The 20,706-nt window shown below is 33.5% G+C and carries 18 protein-coding genes and 1 other annotated feature; of the genes, 1 reads left to right on the top strand and 17 read right to left on the bottom strand.

Features of this window, described 5'->3' with window-relative positions; all coding sequences use genetic code 11:
• Nucleotides 1-66: 66 nt before the first annotated feature.
• From ftsH to B5D16_RS04750, 17 genes are all read right to left on the bottom strand, one after another.
• A complete protein-coding gene (gene ftsH / locus B5D16_RS04830; protein ID WP_078765845.1) occupies nt 67-2,106 on the bottom strand; it encodes an ATP-dependent zinc metalloprotease FtsH in 2,040 nt (679 codons plus the stop codon).
• Nucleotides 2,107-2,345: 239 nt separating this feature from the next.
• Entirely contained in the window at nt 2,346-3,608 is a 1,263-nt protein-coding gene (locus B5D16_RS04825) for an FKBP-type peptidyl-prolyl cis-trans isomerase (protein ID WP_078765844.1), read from the bottom strand.
• Between the two features lie 25 nt (nt 3,609-3,633).
• On the bottom strand, nt 3,634-5,064 hold the full coding sequence (purB, locus tag B5D16_RS04820) for an adenylosuccinate lyase (RefSeq protein WP_078765843.1): 1,431 nt from the start codon (nt 5,062-5,064) through the stop codon (nt 3,634-3,636).
• A gap of 111 nt (nt 5,065-5,175) precedes the next feature.
• The gene (locus B5D16_RS04815) at nt 5,176-6,333 is read right to left on the bottom strand and encodes an FAD:protein FMN transferase (RefSeq protein WP_078765842.1); all 1,158 of its coding nucleotides are present in this window, start codon (nt 6,331-6,333) and stop codon (nt 5,176-5,178) included.
• Nucleotides 6,334-6,390: 57 nt separating this feature from the next.
• Nucleotides 6,391-7,824, bottom strand: coding sequence for an Asp-tRNA(Asn)/Glu-tRNA(Gln) amidotransferase subunit GatB (gatB, locus tag B5D16_RS04810; RefSeq protein WP_078765841.1), 1,434 nt, complete (start codon nt 7,822-7,824; stop codon nt 6,391-6,393).
• Nucleotides 7,825-7,827: 3 nt separating this feature from the next.
• Nucleotides 7,828-9,306, bottom strand: a complete 1,479-nt coding sequence (gatA, locus tag B5D16_RS04805; RefSeq protein WP_078765840.1) for an Asp-tRNA(Asn)/Glu-tRNA(Gln) amidotransferase subunit GatA — start codon at nt 9,304-9,306, stop codon at nt 7,828-7,830.
• A gap of 229 nt (nt 9,307-9,535) precedes the next feature.
• The gene (gatC, locus tag B5D16_RS04800) at nt 9,536-9,826 is read right to left on the bottom strand and encodes an Asp-tRNA(Asn)/Glu-tRNA(Gln) amidotransferase subunit GatC (protein ID WP_078765839.1); all 291 of its coding nucleotides are present in this window, start codon (nt 9,824-9,826) and stop codon (nt 9,536-9,538) included.
• 61 nt (nt 9,827-9,887) lie between these two features.
• Nucleotides 9,888-11,624: an aspartate--tRNA ligase gene (aspS, locus tag B5D16_RS04795; protein WP_143405038.1), complete on the bottom strand. Its 1,737-nt coding sequence runs from the start codon at nt 11,622-11,624 to the stop codon at nt 9,888-9,890.
• Between the two features lie 130 nt (nt 11,625-11,754).
• Nucleotides 11,755-11,978, bottom strand: a binding site (T-box leader).
• A gap of 161 nt (nt 11,979-12,139) precedes the next feature.
• Nucleotides 12,140-12,676, bottom strand: coding sequence for a hypothetical protein (locus B5D16_RS04790; RefSeq protein ID WP_078765837.1), 537 nt, complete (start codon nt 12,674-12,676; stop codon nt 12,140-12,142).
• Nucleotides 12,654-13,376, bottom strand: a complete 723-nt coding sequence (locus tag B5D16_RS04785; protein ID WP_078765836.1) for a hypothetical protein — start codon at nt 13,374-13,376, stop codon at nt 12,654-12,656. Before B5D16_RS04785 ends, B5D16_RS04790 begins: the two co-directional genes overlap by 23 nt.
• A 162-nt stretch (nt 13,377-13,538) precedes the next feature.
• Nucleotides 13,539-14,033, bottom strand: coding sequence for a Gx transporter family protein (locus tag B5D16_RS04780; protein WP_078765835.1), 495 nt, complete (start codon nt 14,031-14,033; stop codon nt 13,539-13,541).
• A gap of 55 nt (nt 14,034-14,088) precedes the next feature.
• Nucleotides 14,089-14,487: a NusG domain II-containing protein gene (locus tag B5D16_RS04775; RefSeq protein WP_078765834.1), complete on the bottom strand. Its 399-nt coding sequence runs from the start codon at nt 14,485-14,487 to the stop codon at nt 14,089-14,091.
• A gap of 396 nt (nt 14,488-14,883) precedes the next feature.
• A complete protein-coding gene (locus tag B5D16_RS04770; RefSeq protein ID WP_078765833.1) occupies nt 14,884-16,098 on the bottom strand; it encodes an LL-diaminopimelate aminotransferase in 1,215 nt (404 codons plus the stop codon).
• A 142-nt stretch (nt 16,099-16,240) separates the two neighbouring features.
• Nucleotides 16,241-16,792 (bottom strand): ANTAR domain-containing response regulator, encoded by a 552-nt coding sequence (locus B5D16_RS04765; protein WP_078765832.1) that lies wholly within the window; start codon nt 16,790-16,792, stop codon nt 16,241-16,243.
• 39 nt (nt 16,793-16,831) lie between these two features.
• Nucleotides 16,832-18,163: a type I glutamate--ammonia ligase gene (gene glnA / locus B5D16_RS04760; protein WP_078765831.1), complete on the bottom strand. Its 1,332-nt coding sequence runs from the start codon at nt 18,161-18,163 to the stop codon at nt 16,832-16,834.
• A 114-nt stretch (nt 18,164-18,277) separates the two neighbouring features.
• Nucleotides 18,278-18,937 (bottom strand): ribonuclease H1 domain-containing protein, encoded by a 660-nt coding sequence (locus B5D16_RS04755; RefSeq protein WP_078765830.1) that lies wholly within the window; start codon nt 18,935-18,937, stop codon nt 18,278-18,280.
• 91 nt (nt 18,938-19,028) lie between these two features.
• Nucleotides 19,029-20,057 (bottom strand): L,D-transpeptidase, encoded by a 1,029-nt coding sequence (locus B5D16_RS04750; protein WP_078765829.1) that lies wholly within the window; start codon nt 20,055-20,057, stop codon nt 19,029-19,031.
• A gap of 255 nt (nt 20,058-20,312) precedes the next feature.
• On the opposite strand from B5D16_RS04750, the gene B5D16_RS04745 reads away from it, so the two are divergent.
• The gene (locus B5D16_RS04745; RefSeq protein ID WP_159444278.1) at nt 20,313-20,645 is read left to right on the top strand and encodes a helix-turn-helix domain-containing protein; all 333 of its coding nucleotides are present in this window, start codon (nt 20,313-20,315) and stop codon (nt 20,643-20,645) included.
• The last annotated feature ends 61 nt before the right edge of the window (nt 20,646-20,706 follow it).

The raw sequence follows: 20,706 nt of genomic DNA, 5'->3' as shown, positions 1-20,706 counted from the left end.
GTAATCATAACATTTATTATTATATTATAATCTGTCCTAACAAATTATACTTACAGCAAATGCAACTTACTGTTCACTAGTTTCAGCCACTTCAGATTGTTCTATCGAGCCAACACTTACTTCACTTTTCTCAACAGATTCGGATGTATCAGCAATTTCAGATGTCTCGATTACTCCAACCTTTTCAGAATCATTAATATCTTCTGAATTCTTAATTTCCTCTGACTCCTTAACTTCATCGCCTCTTACTCTATGGAAAATTTCCATAAACTGCTTACCAGTAATTGTTTCTTTCTCATAAAGGAATGTTGCAATTTCATCAAGCACTTCTCTGTTCTCTATAAGAAGTCTCTTTGATTCTTCATAAGCTGCTTTAAGTATTTCTCTAATTTCTTTATCAATCTCTGCCTGTGTTTCTTCACTACAATTAAATGAAGCTCCACCATCAAGATACTTACTCTCAACTGTTTCAAGACTAACAAGGCCAAACTTCTTTGACATACCAAACTGTGTAATCATTGCTCTTGCTATATCTGTTGCTTTTTCCATGTCGTTACTTGCACCAGTTGTAACTGTATCAAAAACAATTTCTTCAGCAGCACGACCTGCAAGTAATGTTACAAGTCTTGCTTCTAATTCTTTTTGAGTCATAAGGAATTTTTCTTCCTCAGGTGCACTCATAACGTAACCTAAACTTCCCATTGTTCTTGGAACAATTGTAATCTTCTGAACAGGTTCTGCATCTTTTTGAAGTGCAGTTGCAAGAGCATGTCCAACTTCGTGGTATGCAACCGTTTTCTTTTCCTGTTCTCCAAGAACTCTGTCTTTCTTTTCCTTACCGGCAATAACAACTTCAACTGATTCAAATAAATCAGCCTGAGAAATTGCTGCTCTACCATTCTTAACTGCCATAATAGCAGCTTCGTTAATCATATTTGCAAGATCTGAACCAACAGCACCACTTGTTGCAAGTGCAATTGCTTCAAGATCAACAGTTTCATCCATTGCGACATCTTTTGAATGGACTTTCAATGTATCAATACGACCCTTAAGGTCTGGCTTATCAACTATGATTCTTCTATCAAATCTACCTGGTCTTAAAAGAGCTTTATCAAGTACTTCTGGTCTATTTGTAGCAGCAAGTAAAAATACACCCTTAGATGTATCAAAACCATCCATTTCAGCAAGGAGCTGGTTTAATGTCTGTTCTCTTTCATCGTTACCACCGCCATATCTTGCATCTCTGCTCTTACCAATGGCATCAATTTCATCGATGAATACGATACATGGTGCGTGTTTTTGTGCCTGTTCAAAAAGTGAACGAACTCGACTTGCACCTACACCAACAAACATTTCAACGAAGTCAGAACCTGATATTGAGAAGAATGGTACATTAGCTTCACCAGCAACAGCTTTTGCAAGAAGTGTTTTACCTGTACCCGGAGGACCAACAAGTAACGCGCCCTTAGGTAACTTAGCACCAATCTTAGAATACTTATCAGGGTTATGTATAAAATCTACAATTTCTGTAAGTGATTCCTTAGCTTCATCCTGACCTGCAACATCATTAAACATAACCCCAGTTTCTTTTTGCATGTCATACATTTTTGCCTTACTCTTGCCAACACCCATTATGTCGCCACCATTTTCAGACATCTTCTTAACGCCTCTTGATATTAAGAGATAGAAAAGTACAATTGGTACCACATAAACCATAAACATAAGTAACATGTGGCTATTTGAATTCTGTACTACTCCCTTAAACTCAACTTCCTTATAATCCTTCTTTAATTCCTTTATCAAATCAGGATCATTAATATCCGCAGTCCAATATGTGAACTTAATCATAGAATCAGATGATTCTGTTGGATAGATAATGATTTTTCCAGTTGATGAAAATTCAACTTTCTTGACCTTGTTATCATCAAGCATCTTAATAAATTCATTATAAGAAATTTCCTTCGTTGTAGCACTGTTTGCCATATTTGAAATAACTGTAACAACCACTAATGTAATTGCAATGGCTATAAACCATATGGCCAAATTATTCTTTTTACTCTCATTAGGCTTCTTATCTTTATTATTGTTATTATTATTGTTATCCATTAATTTACGCCTCTTTTAATAATTCCTTTTTCCAATATTTCTAAACTTTTTACATAAAAAGTCTGATACTATATCTTACAATAATTTATTAAATTTCTCAAGAAAAAACACAGAATATTCACATATTCAGCAAATAATTTCGTTTCCCAAAAATGCATAAAAATAAAGATGTCATGTATATTTTTAAAAAATCCTACGCAACATCTTTATTATATTCATTTATTAAGATATTTTATCAATTACTTTGATTCAGTTTCAGATTCAGAATCTTTTTCAGCTGATTTTTCTGTTTCTGACTCTGTTTCCTTTTCACTCTTCTTTTCAGTAATTGCTTCTGTAACTTCTTCAGTAGCGTCTTTCTTCTTTGACTTTTTGCTCTTCTTAGCCTCTGTAGTAGCTTCTGTAGACTTGTTTGAACCTGTTTCACTTGGTGCTTCTGTTGGTCTTTCACCCTTTACGATTTCGACCTTATTTGCAAGCCATTCTGTAACAACAGTGTACTTAATAACATAGTCAACTTTCTCTTTACCAAATTTTGAAATCAAATCTTCAACTGATTCAACCTGATAGCTCTGGCAATACATTAAACCAACTTTTTTATAGATATCATCGTTCATAAGCTTTTCTTTCTTAGCGATTTCTTCTACAATCATGTTTTCCTTAAGTTCTTTCTTAGCTTCATCCTTAAGGTTGTTAATCCATGCCTTCTTTTCTAAGTTCATAGCCTTTAAATATGTATCAAGGTCAACCTGATACTGTGACTGATAAACACTTTCATAATATGTCTGCATTTCTTTAACAGTCTTGTCCATTTCTTTTGAATCATAAGATTTTGCTTCACACTTATCTACATAATCCTTCCAAATTGCGTTAGAAATCTGTGTAGTTCTAAGCTTATTCTTCATGAATTCCTTAAGTTCCTTAACTGTTGATACACCATAATATTTTTTGAATTTATCCTGTACAAACTTGTCATCAAGTTTTGGAACTTCTTTATCAATCTTCTTTTTAATTGTTACAGTAAATACACACTTTTTACCCTTAAGTTCTTCCTTCTGATAATCATCTGGGAACTGTAAGTTAAGATCAACTGTTTCACCAATCTTCTTACCTTCAAGACCATCATCGAATCCATCAATGTATCCGCTGTAACCAAGAGTAATCTCCTGATCCTGTGCTGTACCACCATCAAATGCTACACCATCAATTTTACCAATGTAGTCAATACTGATCTTATCGCCTCTTTTAACTTTACCTTCTGTTACATCCTTTGTAGTTGAATAATTATCAAGAAGTTTATCAATTGTAGTCTGAACTGTGTCATCTGTTACTTCCGCTTCCTTACTGTAAGCTTTTACAGAATTGTAATCAGCGAGTACAATTTCGCCTTTAGTCACTTTCTTTTTTGTGTCTTTCTTATTATCTGACTTACTTCCACATGAAGCTAATGATAATGACATACATACACATAAACTTAATGTGGCAATTTTCTTAAAATTCATTGTTTTTACCTCTCATTATAAATTTTTATACATTAATTGTAGCTGTAATACCAAGGCAATCCTTATTAGCCTCAAGTACTGGCTTAACATAATCATTAATATATTCAACAACCTGCTGTGGAGCTCTACCAACATACTTAGCAGGATCCATAGTCTTTTCAAGTTCTTCTCTTGATAGGTTGAATGCATCATTTGCTGCAATTAAATCAAGAAGATTATTATCTAAACCTTTCTCTTTAACGTTAGCTCCAGCTTCCATAGAAAGTGTTCTGATTATTTCATGGAGTTCCTGTCTATCACCGCCTGCCTTAACTGCATCCATCATGATGTTCTCTGTAGCCATAAATGGAAGTTCACTCATAAGTCTCTTAATGATAACCTTATCATAAACCTTAAGACCATCTGATACATTAAGACATAAATCTAAGATACCATCTGTTGCGAGGAAACCTTCAGCAACTGCGATTCTCTTGTTAGCTGAATCATCAAGTGTTCTTTCAAACCACTGTGTTGATGATGTAATAGCAGGATTAATAGCTGCTGTAATAACATAATTTGCAAGTGATGCGATACGCTCTGATCTCATAGGATTTCTCTTATAAGCCATAGCTGATGAACCAATCTGAGTCTTTTCAAATGGTTCTTCAATTTCCTTTAAGTGCTGTAATAATCTAATATCATTAGAGAATTTATGAGCACTTGCTGCAATACCTGCAAGTACATTAAGTACTCTTGTATCAACTTTTCTTGAATAAGTCTGACCTGATACTGGATGAACTGCCTTATAGCCCATCTTTTCAGCAATCTTCTTATCAAGTTCTTTTACTTTTTCATGATCACCTTCAAATAATTCAAGGAAACTAGCCTGTGTACCTGTTGTTCCCTTTGAACCAAGTAATTTCATGTTTTCAATACAGAAGTCTAAATCTTCTAAATCAAGCATAAACTCATTAATCCAAAGAGTTGCTCTCTTACCTACTGTTGTAGGCTGAGCTGGTTGGAAATGAGTAAATGCAAGAGTAGGCTGATCCTTATATTTCTCAGCAAATTCTGATAACTGAGCAATAACATTAACAAGCTTTCTCTTAACTAACTTAAGACCTTCTGTCATAATAATAATATCTGTATTATCACCAACGTAACATGAAGTTGCTCCAAGATGGATAATACCTTTTGCCTTAGGGCACTGTACACCATAAGCATATACATGACTCATAACATCATGTCTTCTACGCTTTTCTTCTTCTTTAGCAACATCATAGTTGATGTCATCTTTATGTGCTTCTAATTCTTCAATCTGCTCTTTTGTAATATTAAGACCAAGTTCCATCTCAGCCTGTGCAAGAGCAATCCAAAGTTTTCTCCATGTTTTAAATTTCATATCAGGTGAGAATATATACTGCATTTCCTTGCTTGCATATCTCTCTGATAATGGACTTACATATTTATCGTACATTTTTTCCTCCTAGACAATAATACATAATTTATTACTCAAACAAACAATAATTATATCTTATATGAAGTATCATTGCAAGTTTAATACATAATTGTTAAAATTCAGTGAACACTATTTCACAAATTCAACTTCTAATTCTGTGCTTAATTCATCCTTAACGCCTTCACTAGCATATACCTTCTTATCATCCATAATCATAATAAAATCAAATTCATCTTTATGAGCCTTCCAATAAGAAGTTGCCTTATCCTTGCCCATAACAAATAGTGCTGTTGAAAGTGCATCAGCCATTGTACCATCATCCGATACAATTGTTACACTTCTAATGCCGTTATTTGCTGGTTTTCCTGTTTTAGGATCAATGATATGATGATACCTAACACCATCTGCTTTAAAAAATCTCTCATAATCACCAGATGTAACTATGGCTTTTCCATCTCTTGCATCATTTATTTCTAAATATGCAGCAGGTTTTACATCAGGATTTTCATCTTTATCGGGATTTTCTATAGCGACTTTCCAAGGTTTTCCATCAGGTTTCTTACTATATATTTCAACATTTCCACCAAGTGAAACTATTGCACATTTTACTCTATATTTCTTTAAAACATCTGCAATGACATCGCCTGTATATCCCTTTACGATACCTCCTAAATCTACTTCAACATCAGAAGGTGTCTTAATTTCATCTGAAATATCTATCTTTTCATAGTTAACATTTGCTAAGATTTCATTTAATCGCTCATCAGAAACAACCGTAAACTCTTTAGTTATAAAGCCCCATTCTTTCATAAGTGGATAAACAGTTATATCAAATGCACCATTAGTATCCTTCGAAACATTGCATGCTTCCTTAATCAAATTAACTGCTTCCTCATCACTTATCTTATGCTTTTCATTTAAATCTTTAATAGCACCATTCCTAACAATACTAAATTTATTATCAAGTTCTTTAACCCTATCGCAAATTTCATTAAGAGCCTTCTCCCTGTCTGTTCCATAAACTGTAAACTTCATATAGGTATCCATGGCAAATAAATCTCTTTCACTCTTTGCAACAATCACATTATCAACGCAGGAAGATATCCTTGATATAAACACAACAATACAAGCAATAAAAAAAATAAACTTATAATTTAAACCATTTTTCTTATTTGTAGTACTACTTTGATTATTTCCATTATATGTTTTATTAAGTGATGGTTTAATATAATTAATTCCATCATTTGCTTCTGTTTTTTTCTTATATTCTAATTTTTTATCTGACATATTCTTAAATCGATAATAACCGGTCTAAGTAACTAGCTACTAAAGACCGGTCATTATTTATAATAATTCCTTAAGTAATTTGTTAATCATACCTGGATTTGCCTTACCACCAGTTGCCTTCATAGTCTGTCCTACCAAGAAACCTATTGCCTTAGTCTTACCATTATGGTAATCCTCAACTGACTGTGGATTTTCAGCGATAACCTTTTCAACGATAGCCTTAAGGTCATCTTCATTGCTGTCCATAACAAGTCCCTTTTCTTCTACGTATTTCTCAGGATCAATATCCTCAGCAAATACTTTCTCAAACACTTCCTTCGCTACTGAACTGTTAATCTTTCCATCATCTGTAAGTTTAATCAACTTAGCAAGATTACTTGGTGAGAACTTAACATCAGTATCGTCCATGTTATTCTCCTTAAGAAGTCTCATAGTTTCAACCATTAACCAGTTACTAACCTTCTTAGGATTATTGCATTCTTTATTTGTTTCTTCAAAAATGTCTGCAAGTTTCTTAGAACCTGTAATAATACTTGCATCATATTCTGGAAGATTAAATTCACTAATATATCTAGCCTTCTTTTCATCACGAAGCTCTGGCTGATTAGCCTTAACCTTTTCAATCCACTCATCACTAATAACAATTGGAACAAGGTCAGGATCTGGGAAGTATCTATAATCCTGTGCATCTTCCTTTGAACGCATAGCATAGGAATAACCATTATTATCATCCCATCTTCTTGTTTCCTGAGTAACTTCCTTGCCTTCCTCAATTAAGTCAATCTGACGATTTTTTTCATTTTCAATAGCTCTAGCAATTGCCTTAAATGAGTTTAGGTTTTTCATTTCTGTTCTAGTGCCGAATTCACTTGCCCCTACTTCTCTTACAGATAAGTTAACATCGGCTCTCATTGAACCTTCATTAAGCTTACAGTCAGAAGCCCCAAGATACTGAATAGTCATACGAAGCTTATCAAGATAAGCAATAACTTCTTCAGCTGATCTCATATCAGGCTCAGAAACAATTTCAATAAGAGGAACACCTGAACGGTTGTAATCAACCATTGATGTATCATCCCATTCATCATGAACGAGCTTACCAGCATCCTCTTCCATATGAATTTCATGAATTCTTACGAATTTCTTTTCACCATTTTCAAGTTCAATCTCAACCTTACCATCACGACAAATTGGAAGATAAAGCTGTGAAATCTGATAATTCTGTGGATTATCAGGATAGAAATAATTCTTTCTATCAAATTTACAATTCTGTGTAATTGTACAGTTAGTTGCAAGTCCTACTGCCATGGCATATTCAACTACCTGCTTATTAAGTACAGGCAATGAACCAGGCATACCAGTACAAACTGGACATGTATGTGTGTTAGGTGCTCCACCAAACTCAGTTGAGCATCCACAGAAGATTTTTGTCTTAGTAGCAAGTTCAACATGAACTTCAAGACCTATGACTGTTTCGTATTCTTTTGCCATATCTTAATCCTCCTTACCAGCAAATGCTTTTTGATCCGGTGTTAAAAATTCACCTCTTGCCTGTTCATAAGTGTAGGCTGTTCTAATAAGAACATCTTCCTTAAAGCAGTCACCAATAAGCTGAAGGCCAATTGGAAGACCATTACTATCCTTACCACAAGGTAAACATAAACCAGGCAAACCACATAAGTTAACTGAAATTGTATATATATCACCAAGATACATCTTGATAGGATCTGATAAACTACTTCCAATCTTAGGAGCTGTTGTTGGAGCAACTGGTCCTAAAATAACATCATATTTTGAGAAGGCCTTATCAAATTCTTGCTTAATTAAAGCCTTAACTTTTAAAGCTTTTAAATAATATGCATCATAATAACCTGAACTTAAAACGAATGAACCAAGCATAATTCTACGTTTTACTTCAGCGCCGAATCCTTCTGATCTTGTCTTTTTATACATGTTATGTAAATCAGTAAATTCAGCAGTTCTATATCCATATTTAATACCATCAAATCTTTCAAGGTTTGAGCTAGCTTCTGCTGCTGCAATTGTGTAATATGCAGGAATTGCATAATCAACTAAACTTAAATCAAATTCTTCAACAATTGCGCCTTTTTCTTTTAATACATCAGCTGCTTTAAGGATTGCATCCTTAACTTCGCTATCAAGACCTTCACCTAAGTAATCCTTAGGAATACCAATCTTTAAACCCTTAACATCATCTACTAAACTATCAACAAGTTTATAATCAAGACCAACTGATGTTGAATCCTTTGTATCCTTACTTGAAATAATATCTGTAATTACAGCACAGTCCTTAACACTCTTACATAAAGGTCCAATCTGATCAAGTGAAGAACCATAAGCAATAAGACCGTAACGTGAAACTGCACCATATGTAGGCTTAAGACCTACAACACCACAGTAACCTGCTGGCTGACGAATTGATCCACCTGTATCTGAACCAAGTGCATAGAAACATTCGCCTGCTGCAACAGCTGCAGCTGAACCACCTGATGAGCCACCAGGAACATTCTCTACATTCCACGGATTCTTTGTAATGCCATAAGCTGATGTTTCTGATGTTGAACCCATGGCGAATTCATCCATGTTTGTTTTACCAATAATTACAGCACCTGCTTCTTCAAGGTTAATAACAGCCTGTGATGAAAAAGTAGGAATAAAATTACCAAGTATCTTTGAAGAACAAGTTGTAAGTAAGCCTTTTGTACACATGTTATCCTTAATTGCAACAGGTACACCAGCAAGTGGACCACTAAGAGTACCCTCATCAATCTTTTTCTGAACTTCTTCTGCTCTCTTAAGTGCACCTTCCTTATCAACTGTTACATAACAATTATATGTATCTTCTTTTTCTTCTATCTGTTTAAGCACAGCTTCAGTAGCTTCTAAAACTGTCACTTCTTTATTTTTGATTTTCTCTGCCAACTCTGTAGCAGTAAGTGAAAGAATACTCATATTACCTCCAATAAATTTCAGACATTGTTATATCTTTACTATCGGGTTAAGGTTTGTCCTGTAAACAAACCTTAATTCTGCTTTGCAGAACACAACCTTACTTCGTAAGCTTATGCCAGTTCGTTCCAGAGTTTTCCTGATAATGTAGATTCACTTTCAGTGAATCTCTGACTCCGCTCAAAGCCGCGGAAGGCTCTCCTGATAAAATCAGGAGTAGTTATAAAAACTCTTACACTGTTTTCGGAACAACAAATGAACCGTTCTTTTCTTCTGGAGCATTTGCTAAAGTATTAGCACTATCATCTCCATTAGTAACAACATCTTCTCTAAACACGTTATTCACTGGGAAAACATGACTCATAGGTTCGATACCATCAGTATCAAGTTCTCCTAATTTATCAATATAATCAAGCATACGTCCCATATCAGACTTTGCCTGTTCTTTCTCTTCATCAGAAAGTTCAAGTTTAGCAAGTATTCCAACATAATCAATTGTTTCATCTGAAATAATATTTGCCATAAAACACCTCCATTAATTGTGGGTTAAGGTTCGTTCCAGAGTTTTCTTGATGAAAACTCTTCTACTCTCTTACCTTGATATGAACTTCTCTAAGCTGATGCTCTGTTACGAAACCAGGAGCACCACACATAAGATCCTGAGCTGTTCCACTCATAGGGAATGGAATCACTTCACGAATGTTTTCTTCATTCTTAAGAAGCATAATCATACGGTCAACACCTGGTGCCATACCTGCATGTGGTGGTGCACCAAACTGGAATGCATTATATAATGCTCCAAACTTTGTCTTAAGTGTTTCTTCATCATATCCAGCAATCTCAAATGCCTTAACCATAATTTCCATGTCGTGGTTACGAACAGCACCTGATGAAAGTTCAACACCGTTACATACAATGTCATACTGATAAGCTAAAATATCAAGTGGGTCCATTGTATTAAGTGCCTCTAAACCACCCTGTGGCATTGAGAATGGATTATGTGTAAAGTCAATCTTCTTATCTTCTTCATTATATTCATACATTGGGAAATCATTAATATAGCAGAATCTATATGCATTCTTCTCAATTAAGTCAAGTTTTTCGCCAAGTTCTGTACGAATCTGACCAGCATAAAGATTAGCTTTCTTTTCCTTATCAGCAATAAGGAAAATTGTATCTCCAATTTCTAGACCACCAAGTGTTCTGAATTCTTCCTTCATATCATCTGGAATAAATTTATCAATTGGTCCCTTATATGACTTATCTTCAAGAACCTCTAAGTATCCAAGTCCGCCCATACCGATACCCTGTGCGAACTTAAGAAGTTTTTCATGGAAGCCCTTAGACATGTCTGCATGGACCTTAATAGCTCTTACTGTCTTACCATGGAATGGCTTAAATGTACATCTCTGGAAGAATTCTGTAACATCAATAATTCTAAGTGGGTTACGAAGATCTGGCTTATCTGTACCAAATTCAAGCATAGCCTGAGCATAGCTTATGATTGGATATGGAGCCTGTGTAACAACACTTCCTTCTGGTGCGAACTTTTCAAATGTTGCGCTTAAAACTTCTTCACCTACAGCAAATACATCTTCCTGAGTAGCGAAACTCATTTCAAAGTCAAGCTGATAGAATTCTCCAGGTGATCTGTCTGCTCTAGCATCTTCATCTCTAAAACAAGGTGCAATCTGAAAATACTTATCAAAACCAGATACCATTAATAACTGCTTATACTGCTGTGGTGCCTGTGGAAGTGCATAGAACTGTCCCTTATATCTTCTTGATGGAACAATATAGTCTCTAGCACCTTCAGGTGATGATGCACAAAGGATAGGAGTCTGGATTTCCATGAATCCCATCTCTTCCATCTTTTCTCTTAAAAACTTGATAACATTACTTCTGAAAATCATGTTATCCTTTACTTTTTTATTTCTAAGATCTAAGTATCTATATTTAAGTCTTACATCTTCTCTTGTTTCTTTTGATGTCTGTATTTCAAATGGAAGTGTTCTGTACATCTTACCAAGTACATTTACTTCGTGAGCTTCCACCTCAATAGTTCCTGATGGAATCTTAGGGTTATATGTTTCTTCATCTCTCTGCTCAACCTTACCACTAATGCTTATACATTCTTCCTTTGTAATACCTTCTAAAAGAGTTGTGTCTCTAAGTACAACCTGTACTACTCCATACATATCTCTAAGGTCGATAAATGATACTCCACCATGATCACGGATGTTTTCAACCCATCCTGCAATCTGAATTTCTTTTCCAATGTCGCCCTCTGTAAGCTTATCGAGTGTTAAATCACGATACATTTCACATTCCTCCATTTAATTATCTTATTATCGTGTAGTTTACTACACGATGTGCCGTCCGCAATCAACGCAGTTGATATATTCCTTATGCGAACGTGTACATATAAAAAAGTCCCGAGATAGATTACTATCCCGGGACGAATAAACTAATTATCCGTGGTACCACCCACATTCAAATATGCTTTGCATATTCCTCATTATACTTAACGCGTATCACGTTCATACCTACTACTATTTCAATATGACTGCTCCAGAGTGTTCCAAATCTTCTACATCTTAACATGGCTTTCAGCCGGTGACCACGTCTCTCTAAAAGAATCAATAAGAATCATCAGTCTCCTTCATAGCATTTCTACATATAAAACTAGATTTTCATTATATTCGATATTTTTATATCTGTCAATCAGAAAAATTAATGACTAATAAATAAACAAGTAGGAATTATCATTACATATTGAGTCTTTCATTCTTCATTAAGTATCTTACTTCTTCCATCTGAAATTTCTATTTATCTATCAATAAAAAATTGCTGGACCATACATAAAAAAGTAAATAATACCATAAATAAAACCTGTAGGTGATAGCATTGTATATGGTGCTGTAAATATTGCCATTATCAAAGAAATTTGTTTCTTACGTTTCTCTGATAAATCAGTATTGGTAAATGCTCTCTTGCTATCAAATATATAAATAAAAATACTGGAAATAATAATCGATAATATTGTCCATAGCAATGCAATTGTATTTCCCCGCGGATCCATCATTAGCGATAATCCTACTTCTGATTTTTTACCATCATACACTCCAAACGTAACTATCGTCATAACAACAGCTCCTATAAAATCTGCTACGAACCCATATTTCCAAACTTGAAATATACTTTTCCAATACTTATCTTTTCGATTCTCAACTTTTAACACAGCAAATGCAATTAATAAAACTATAGAATCGATCACAAAATTAATAGGTAATGTAATAAACCAAAACGTTGGCATATACATAAGCATCCAAATTGGAAACCAACCTACATTATATAATTTTTCCTTCTTCATTACGTTTATTTCCTCTCCCATCTAAAACATATATTTGATTATCCTTAGCAAAATACAAATCATATATTATTAAAGCAACCGTAATTATAACAATCACATGTGTATAAATCATTTGATTCTTTCCATATTCAATGTTTAACCATGGTAAAAAGAAATCCTGCCATTCTCCTGTAATTTGTAAATCGCCACTAGTATTTGCTGCAAATGATCCAAGTATCATCATAAATGCCAAGCATCTATAACATATTGTTTTTATTATTTTTCCTTTTAATACAAACATTATTGCACCAACGAATAATGATATCACAACAGCTATCAATAAAGTATAATCATAATTTAAATAATCTCCAACTAGGCTTGGATATGTATCTAAGATTTCATAAAGATCAACTTTTAATAATTTCAATGTAAATTTAGCAATTATATATGAATAACTAAATACCAATATCATCAAAACAATGATATCCTCTCCATTATCAACAACTTTTCTTATAGATAATAATCCCAAAGTCACAATAAAACTAACGATTAAACATAAAACGATTCCTTTGCGGAACAAATATCCAACCATTAAACCACTTATAGAACCATAATATATAGCTACATAATTATATCGTTTTTCGCTATTCCTAAGCACATTTATTCCAAATATTAATTCTACTACTTTTACTAAAAAAAAGACTATCCCATCTAAATACATCTCTGTATCTCCTCGCTGTATAAATCGTACCGAATAGTACTTATATTTTTACGCAATAGAAGAAGTAGAAAAATACATTGATTTTTCATCAACTAATTTTTCTACTCCCGAAAAATAATATACCAAAACAATACAAATAATTAATCATATAGGAATATAAGCTTAAATGTTCAACTCAGGAATTCGTCTAACTATCTGTGCTGATAAGATTCCTATTATTACACCAGCAACAATTCCACTTACCCAAAGTACTGCAAGATAGTATGCGATGTGAACTGTATTCATTACAACCATAGCTACTATAATCTGCCCGACATTATGAAAGATTCCACCCATAACACTTACAGTAACAAGATTAACCTTATCAGTCTTTTTAAGAATTATCATTACTATTCCACTAAGAAGTCCACCTGCAAGACTATAGAAAAATGAAAACATATTTCCAAAAGTCATTGATACAAGCAGGATTCTAATGAAGTTAATTATGATTGCATCTTTATATCCAATTTTATATAAGGCTAATAATACAACAAGATTAGTTAATCCAAGTTTCATACCTGGAACCATCATTGTAAAACCAAATCTGCTTTCAATCCATGAAAGAACCATTGCTAGTGCAATAAGCAGACCATATATTGATATTTTTCTAGTACTCATATATTTTCCTCGTATTATCTATAATATTTTCAAATGACTAACTTTCATATATGTCTTACTTTGATATTCCGTCAAACTCCTCATCTTTATCGTCATCAACTATCTCAATAACCACTCTGTTAGGAAGACAAATAAGACTCTGACCAACCATATGAATCTTACCCTGATGTTCGCATAATTTATCAGGGCATGTAGCATCCTTTATATAAGCCTTGCCATCCTTTATGACAAGAGTATTTTTTCCACCATCTTTACCATCTATTATAACTTCTCTATCTGTATTTAGATCGTATCTTGCTATTTCCTTCTTGTCGACTTTTACAATAACTTGTTCTCCGTCATTTGCTGAGAATTTAAGGAATAAAAATAAAGCTACCGCAACACCAAGAATTATTATCCATAGCGCTTTTTCTATTTTATTATTCAAAAATTTATTTGTTTCTTTCTTACTCATTATATTTAACAAGTTGCTTATTCTTACTTTTCATTCTTTTTCAACCAGAAGTAAGAATAACATCAGCCTCCACTATTCTTTAGTAAGTTACTTTTTCTTACTTTTCACATTTTTTCGTCCAAAAGTAAGAATAATATCAACCTCCACCCATCTTTAACAAGTTGCTTTTTCTTACTTTTTATCTTTTTTCATCCAAAAGTATGAACAACACCTACCTCAACTCACCTTTAACAACACATTTATTCTTACTTTTCAGGATAATTTTATTAAAAGTAAGAATATATATAATAAACAACCATTATTACCACAAACGCAGTTTATCATATCACTCAAAAAACAAAAGCAGTACAAAAAAATCATACTGCTTTTATTTAATATCATAATTTTATAATTATCTTATAAACCCTTAATTCTATCAATAGCCTTAAGTGTATTCTCATATGTACCAAATGCTGTCAGTCTGAAGTAACCTTCACCACTTGGACCGAATCCTGAACCTGGAGTACCAACAATATTAGCATTTTCAAGTAAGTAATCAAAGAATTCCCAACTTGTCATACCATCTGTTGTCTTAAGCCAGATATATGGAGCATTAACACCACCTGATACTGAGAAACCAGCTGCCTTTAATCCTTCAGAAATTGTCTTAGCATTATTCATGTAATAAGCAACCATTTCTTTTGTCTGCTTCTGGCCTTCTTCAGAATATACAGCTTCACCAGCTCTCTGAATGATGTAAGGTGCACCATTAAACTTAGTACCATGTCTTCTAGCCCAAAGACTATTAACTGATACATCTCCACATTTAAGCTCCTTAGGAATTACTGTGAAACCAAGTCTTGTTCCTGTAAAACCAGCATTCTTTGAAAAACTTCTAAGTTCGATAGCACATGTTTTAGCGCCATCACATTCATAAATGCTGTGTGGTACATTGCTTTCAGTAATATATGCTTCATAAGCTGCATCATAAATAATAACAGCTTTCTTTTCATTAGCATAATCAACCCATTTCTGAAGTTCATCCTTTGTAATTGTTGAACCTGTTGGATTGTTAGGGAAACAAAGATAAATAATATCTGGTGTTTCTGTTGGAAGCTGTGGTGCAAAATTATTCTCTTCAAGACAAGGCATATAAATTACTCCAGCAAATCTTTCTGTCTCTGGATTATATTCACCAGTTCTACCTGCCATAACGTTAGTATCAACATACACTGGGTAAACAGGATCACATACAGCGATTACATTATCCTTTGAGAAGATATCACCGATGTTACCAGAATCACTCTTAGCACCATCACTAACAAAGATTTCATCAATGTCAATGTCAACGCCAAGCTTCTTATAATCATAATTCTTAATTGCACTTCTTAAAAATTCATAACCAAGATCAGGTGCATAACCCTTAAATGTAGCTGCATCACCCATTTCATCAACAGCACCATGTAAAGCCTTAATTACACTTGGTGCTAAAGGAAGTGTAACGTCACCAATACCAAGACTAATTACATCCTTATCTGGATTAGCCTCCTTATATGCTCTAACTTTCTTTCCAATAGTTGAAAATAAGTAACTACCTGGAAGTTTTAAATAATTCTCATTTACTTTAAACATGTTTTTCCTCCATAACATATTGTTCTCTTTACCATGAATAAGTATACATACTTTCCACAATAAAAACAATTACTTTTATAACTAAATTTTATAATTATTTTACACGTAAAGTTAGCACAAACTAACTATCCATATATTATAACTACTCTCTGTATAAACTTTCAAGTATTAATTTTGCTGTCTCAGCAAATGAACTACCTGTGTTCATACTCTTTTTCTGTATATATCTATGTGCCTCATTCTCCGTCATATTATTGATTTCAATTAAAGCACTTTTAGCTTCTTCGATTATCTTCTTATCTTCTTCACTACGTGGTTTTGGTCTTAATTTCTTCTTTTTCCATCTTCTTTCAGATATGGAATAGGACATTTCAACTGTATTTACTAAGTCCTTTACCTTAAGTGGCATCGAAAGAGTTGCAATTCCCATCTTATCAAACTCATACATATTTCCAGGATTCGTTAAAAGAACCATTTCAAAATCTTCATGAACATGCTCCCAGACCTCTGTACAAATCATATCCGCTAATTTATAACCACATACTACAACACCATTTCTAAGCGAATCCGCCATATTTATAACCTGCGCACCGGATGTACAAACTGCCGCGACAGTGTAACCGTTTCTAACAAGCAGGTTCTTTATGGTTCGGCCCTCTTCTGGTTTAGAAAACGCAACAATTATCCCTGCCAATAACGATCACCTCCTGTGACGGGATTTATCACAGTCACGTTAAATCTTGTAGAGATAATGTTCAATTTCCCAATTTGTTACAACCGCTGAGAACTGTCTCCATTCTTCTTCCTTAGCTCTGATGTAATTCTTATAAATATGTTCACCTAAAACTTCCTTCATAAGTTCATCCTGCTTCAACTCCTTAATGGCATGCATTAAGTTTGTTGGAAGATGATCAAATCCTAACTTTTCAGCTTCCACTACAGAATACTCACTTACACTTTCAAGAATTGGATCTGTTGGCATCAAATCCTTTTCAATGCCTTCAAGTCCAGCATAAAGACAAGTAGCAAGTAGCAAGTAAGGATTAGCTGCCGGATCAGGATTTCTAAGTTCAATTGCTAAGTCTTCATCCCTTCCTGAAACAACTCTTATAATAGGACTCTTATTCTCTGTTGTCCAACCTAATATAATAGGTGCTTCGTAACCAGGAATAAGTCTCTTATATGAATTAACAAGTGGATTTGAAATCGCACTAATTGCTTTAATATGGCTAAGTAAGCCTGCGATGAAATTATATCCAAGCTTGCTTAATCCGTACTTATCATTTTCATCAGCAAATACATCTTTTCCATCTTTTTTTAATATCATATTAAGATGCATTCCTGAACCATCAACGCCCATCTTAGGTTTTGGCATAAATGAAGCATGAAGTCCATGTCTTTTGGCAATAGACTTAACAGCGAACTTAAAAGTAACAATATTATCAGCTGTCTTCATAGCTTCGTCTGATTTAAAATCTATCTCATGCTGAGCAGGTGATACTTCATGATGTGAGGACTCTATTTCAAATCCCATATCCTCAAGACAAAGTACCATATCTCTTCTTGCATTTTCTCCAAGGTCAACTGGTCCTACATCAAAGTAACCAGCTCTTTCAGGTGATGATGTTGTTGGGTTACCTTCATCATCTGTGTTAAATAAAAAGAACTCACACTCAGGGCCTGCCTCAAGTGTATAACCCATGTCTGCTGCTTTCTTAACAGCTTTTTCTAATATATATCTACTACTTCCTTCAAATGGAGTTCCATCCGCATTATAAATGTCGCAAATAAGTCTTGCAACCTTACCCTGCTGTGGTCTCCATGGAAATATTGTAAATGTATCAAGTTGTGGATGTAAATACATGTCCCCACCTTCGATTTTTACAAATCCTTCAATTGATGAAACATCGAATTTACACTTGTTATCCAAGGCCTTTTCTAACTGGCTTGCAGTAATGGCAACATTCTTAATTGTTCCAAACAGATCTGTAAACTGGAGTCTAATAAACTCCACATCTTCTTCTTCAACCATTTGTATAATGTCATCTCTTGTATACTTCATGATTTTTACCAGCTATACAAGTCACCCTACACAACTTGTATAATTCCTTTCTTTTATATTGAATAGTTCATAAACTATTATTTCCCGAAATAATTTAGCACTTTAAAGAATAGAATATCAAAAAATCGACTTCTTTGCAAGATTATCAGCCACATCATTATACTTATTCCCAGAATGCCCCTTAACCTTAACAAATACTACTTCTATTTTATCTTTAACGCTTAAATAAAAATCCCTATACGCTTTCGTTCCTTCTAGATTAGCCTTCCATTGACCATTGCACCATTTTGCAATTCCCTCATAATCATGGATAATGGTAATCTTTTTTGCACCATTTTCTAATGCATATTTAATTGCTGCTTCACTAGCCTTAATTTCACCAGCTACGTTCCTCATTGAAATTAAATCATCAGCTTCAACTTCTCTTGATATTTCAATTTCCTTACCATCAGCAAATATTAACGCACCAAGACCAACTTTCTTATCAGCATCATTATAGCTTCCATCTACATAGGCTATGAAATGTTCCTTACTACTATCACTAGCATCTAAATTAACATCTCCATTAACATTAGTTTTAGAATTACCTACTTTGGTTTCATTTGCTATAACGCTAGAAGTTTCACCCTCCATAAACGCTTTAGCCTCTTCTATTGTTGGGAAGCTCTTATAAATTGCTCCCTTAAAACCGTCAACATTCTTTTTACAACTATCCCAATCCATGTATATTCCTGGAATTCTTCCATTTAAAACCGCATAATATTTTTTCTTAGCCATAACATATCCTTCCTTAAATATAAAACCGGAAGTTTAAACAACTTCCGGTATCTATCATATCATATTATTTTTTTAAGTTAAATAACTAATACTATTCTGCTGTAGAACCATATGTGGATTCTTCTGTAACTGATTCTGTTTCACTACTTAATTCAGTACTTGACTCAGATTCAATATTAGTTTTTTTCTTTTTATGTTTCTTATGCTTCTTCTTTTTCTTAGGCTTGTTCCAAGGATTATTCTCATCATCATCCGTTGGATCCCAACCTTTAAATTCAGAATCTTCATCTATGGCATCAAGAATCTCCTTACCTAAAGGCCCTGGATTTTTTTCATCATCGTAAACCGTTACTTTGGTTCCCTCAGCACAATGATCATAAATCCATTTTGCATCAACCACTCGTAATCTAACACATCCAAGTGATGCAGCAGATCCTAATTTATTGTATTCTTCCCATTCAAGCATACCCTTATCCATATCTAAATAAGGAACTGAATGAAACATAATACCTCCATTAAACCTAGAAGCATACTGAGCATATGAATCATCAATCATCATACGCCAATCATATTTTTCGTATATTTCAAAATCACCTAATGGTGTATTATTCTTAAATAACCCTGTTGAACATGTCATGGTCTTATATGGAATGGAATACTCACCTTTCTTATCCATGGCATATACCGTAACGCAATTAAGAGCTCTATTAACCTTAATATAGAATGGATAATCAGCTGAAAAATCAACTAAATTATTATAATCTATATCACCCTGATTAATTACAGAATTATCACTGTCACGTGAAAATTCATATTTCTTATCACCTATTTTTATGATTTCAAAATTTGAATCTATAACTGGCATGGTTTCAGGACTCTCCTCTGTTTCAACAGAATATAAGTCTTTTTTTAATGTTTCTTTATCGTCGACTTTTTTTGTTTTCCTTACAACAAGTGGATTATTAGTTTCATAAATCTCACTGTTTTCTTGCTCTTTAGGATTATTTATCTTTTCCTTTGCACTAATATTATTAGCCCCAGGAATTTTCATAACCAAAACAGCAAGTACAAATGACAACATCGAAAGTCCTATATAAATTAACTGTGTCTTTCTTTTCATTAACAAATTCCTCTAAAACAATATCCCCTTTACGAAAGATATTCTATCCCATATAAATCTTTTTGTCAAACTTATAGTAAAACTATTGCCTATCCATAAATTAAAATATAAAATTATATTATAAAACTAAATATAACTAGGAGATATTTAAACTTTAGATATGATACATGCATTGTATCAATATAAAATCAGAACAAAGTTCTAATTCCTATTTTTCTAGATATCATTGTAGTTCTAGCGTGTTCGCATAAGAAATTGTTTCTTATTGAACTGAGTATATTTCGGATTACGCAAATTAGATTATCAAAAGGGATATCTGCAAGAGAATTAAGTTTTAGAATCCACAAAAATGCTGGATATATTAGCAGTATGGAGAATGGCAAGGTTATTCCATCCATTCAAACCATATATGAAATATGTGTTGAATTAGATATAAGTCTTTCTAGTCTTTTTGACTTAAACACTAATACATCTACATTGTTTAAAAAGGTTACTGAAAAGATAGCAGAATTAGATGATGAAGATTTATCATTAATATACTCCCTTGTAGTAAAGCTAAAATCAAATCAGAACTCACATACCTACTAATATGTTCGAATTTTTACAATTAAATAATAAAATATACAGTAAAAAATTAATATGTTTTAAT

Source organism: Eubacterium uniforme (assembly GCF_900167115.1).
In the GTDB taxonomy this organism is placed as follows: Bacteria; Bacillota; Clostridia; order Lachnospirales; family Lachnospiraceae; genus Eubacterium_S; species Eubacterium_S uniforme.
Note: the sequence above shows the minus strand (reverse complement) of the source record. Positions and strands in the feature narration are given on the sequence as shown.

Coding starts and splice junctions, on each gene's coding strand:
- ftsH (WP_078765845.1), bottom strand. CDS start 2,106: ATGGATAACAATAATAATAACAATAATAAAGATAAGAAGCCTAATGAG.
- B5D16_RS04825 (WP_078765844.1), bottom strand. CDS start 3,608: ATGAATTTTAAGAAAATTGCCACATTAAGTTTATGTGTATGTATGTCA.
- purB (WP_078765843.1), bottom strand. CDS start 5,064: ATGTACGATAAATATGTAAGTCCATTATCAGAGAGATATGCAAGCAAG.
- B5D16_RS04815 (WP_078765842.1), bottom strand. CDS start 6,333: ATGTCAGATAAAAAATTAGAATATAAGAAAAAAACAGAAGCAAATGAT.
- gatB (WP_078765841.1), bottom strand. CDS start 7,824: ATGGCAAAAGAATACGAAACAGTCATAGGTCTTGAAGTTCATGTTGAA.
- gatA (WP_078765840.1), bottom strand. CDS start 9,306: ATGAGTATTCTTTCACTTACTGCTACAGAGTTGGCAGAGAAAATCAAA.
- gatC (WP_078765839.1), bottom strand. CDS start 9,826: ATGGCAAATATTATTTCAGATGAAACAATTGATTATGTTGGAATACTT.
- aspS (WP_143405038.1), bottom strand. CDS start 11,624: ATGTATCGTGATTTAACACTCGATAAGCTTACAGAGGGCGACATTGGA.
- B5D16_RS04790 (WP_078765837.1), bottom strand. CDS start 12,676: ATGAAGAAGGAAAAATTATATAATGTAGGTTGGTTTCCAATTTGGATG.
- B5D16_RS04785 (WP_078765836.1), bottom strand. CDS start 13,376: ATGTATTTAGATGGGATAGTCTTTTTTTTAGTAAAAGTAGTAGAATTA.
- B5D16_RS04780 (WP_078765835.1), bottom strand. CDS start 14,033: ATGAGTACTAGAAAAATATCAATATATGGTCTGCTTATTGCACTAGCA.
- B5D16_RS04775 (WP_078765834.1), bottom strand. CDS start 14,487: ATGAGTAAGAAAGAAACAAATAAATTTTTGAATAATAAAATAGAAAAA.
- B5D16_RS04770 (WP_078765833.1), bottom strand. CDS start 16,098: ATGTTTAAAGTAAATGAGAATTATTTAAAACTTCCAGGTAGTTACTTA.
- B5D16_RS04755 (WP_078765830.1), bottom strand. CDS start 18,937: ATGGCTAAGAAAAAATATTATGCGGTTTTAAATGGAAGAATTCCAGGA.
- B5D16_RS04750 (WP_078765829.1), bottom strand. CDS start 20,057: ATGAAAAGAAAGACACAGTTAATTTATATAGGACTTTCGATGTTGTCA.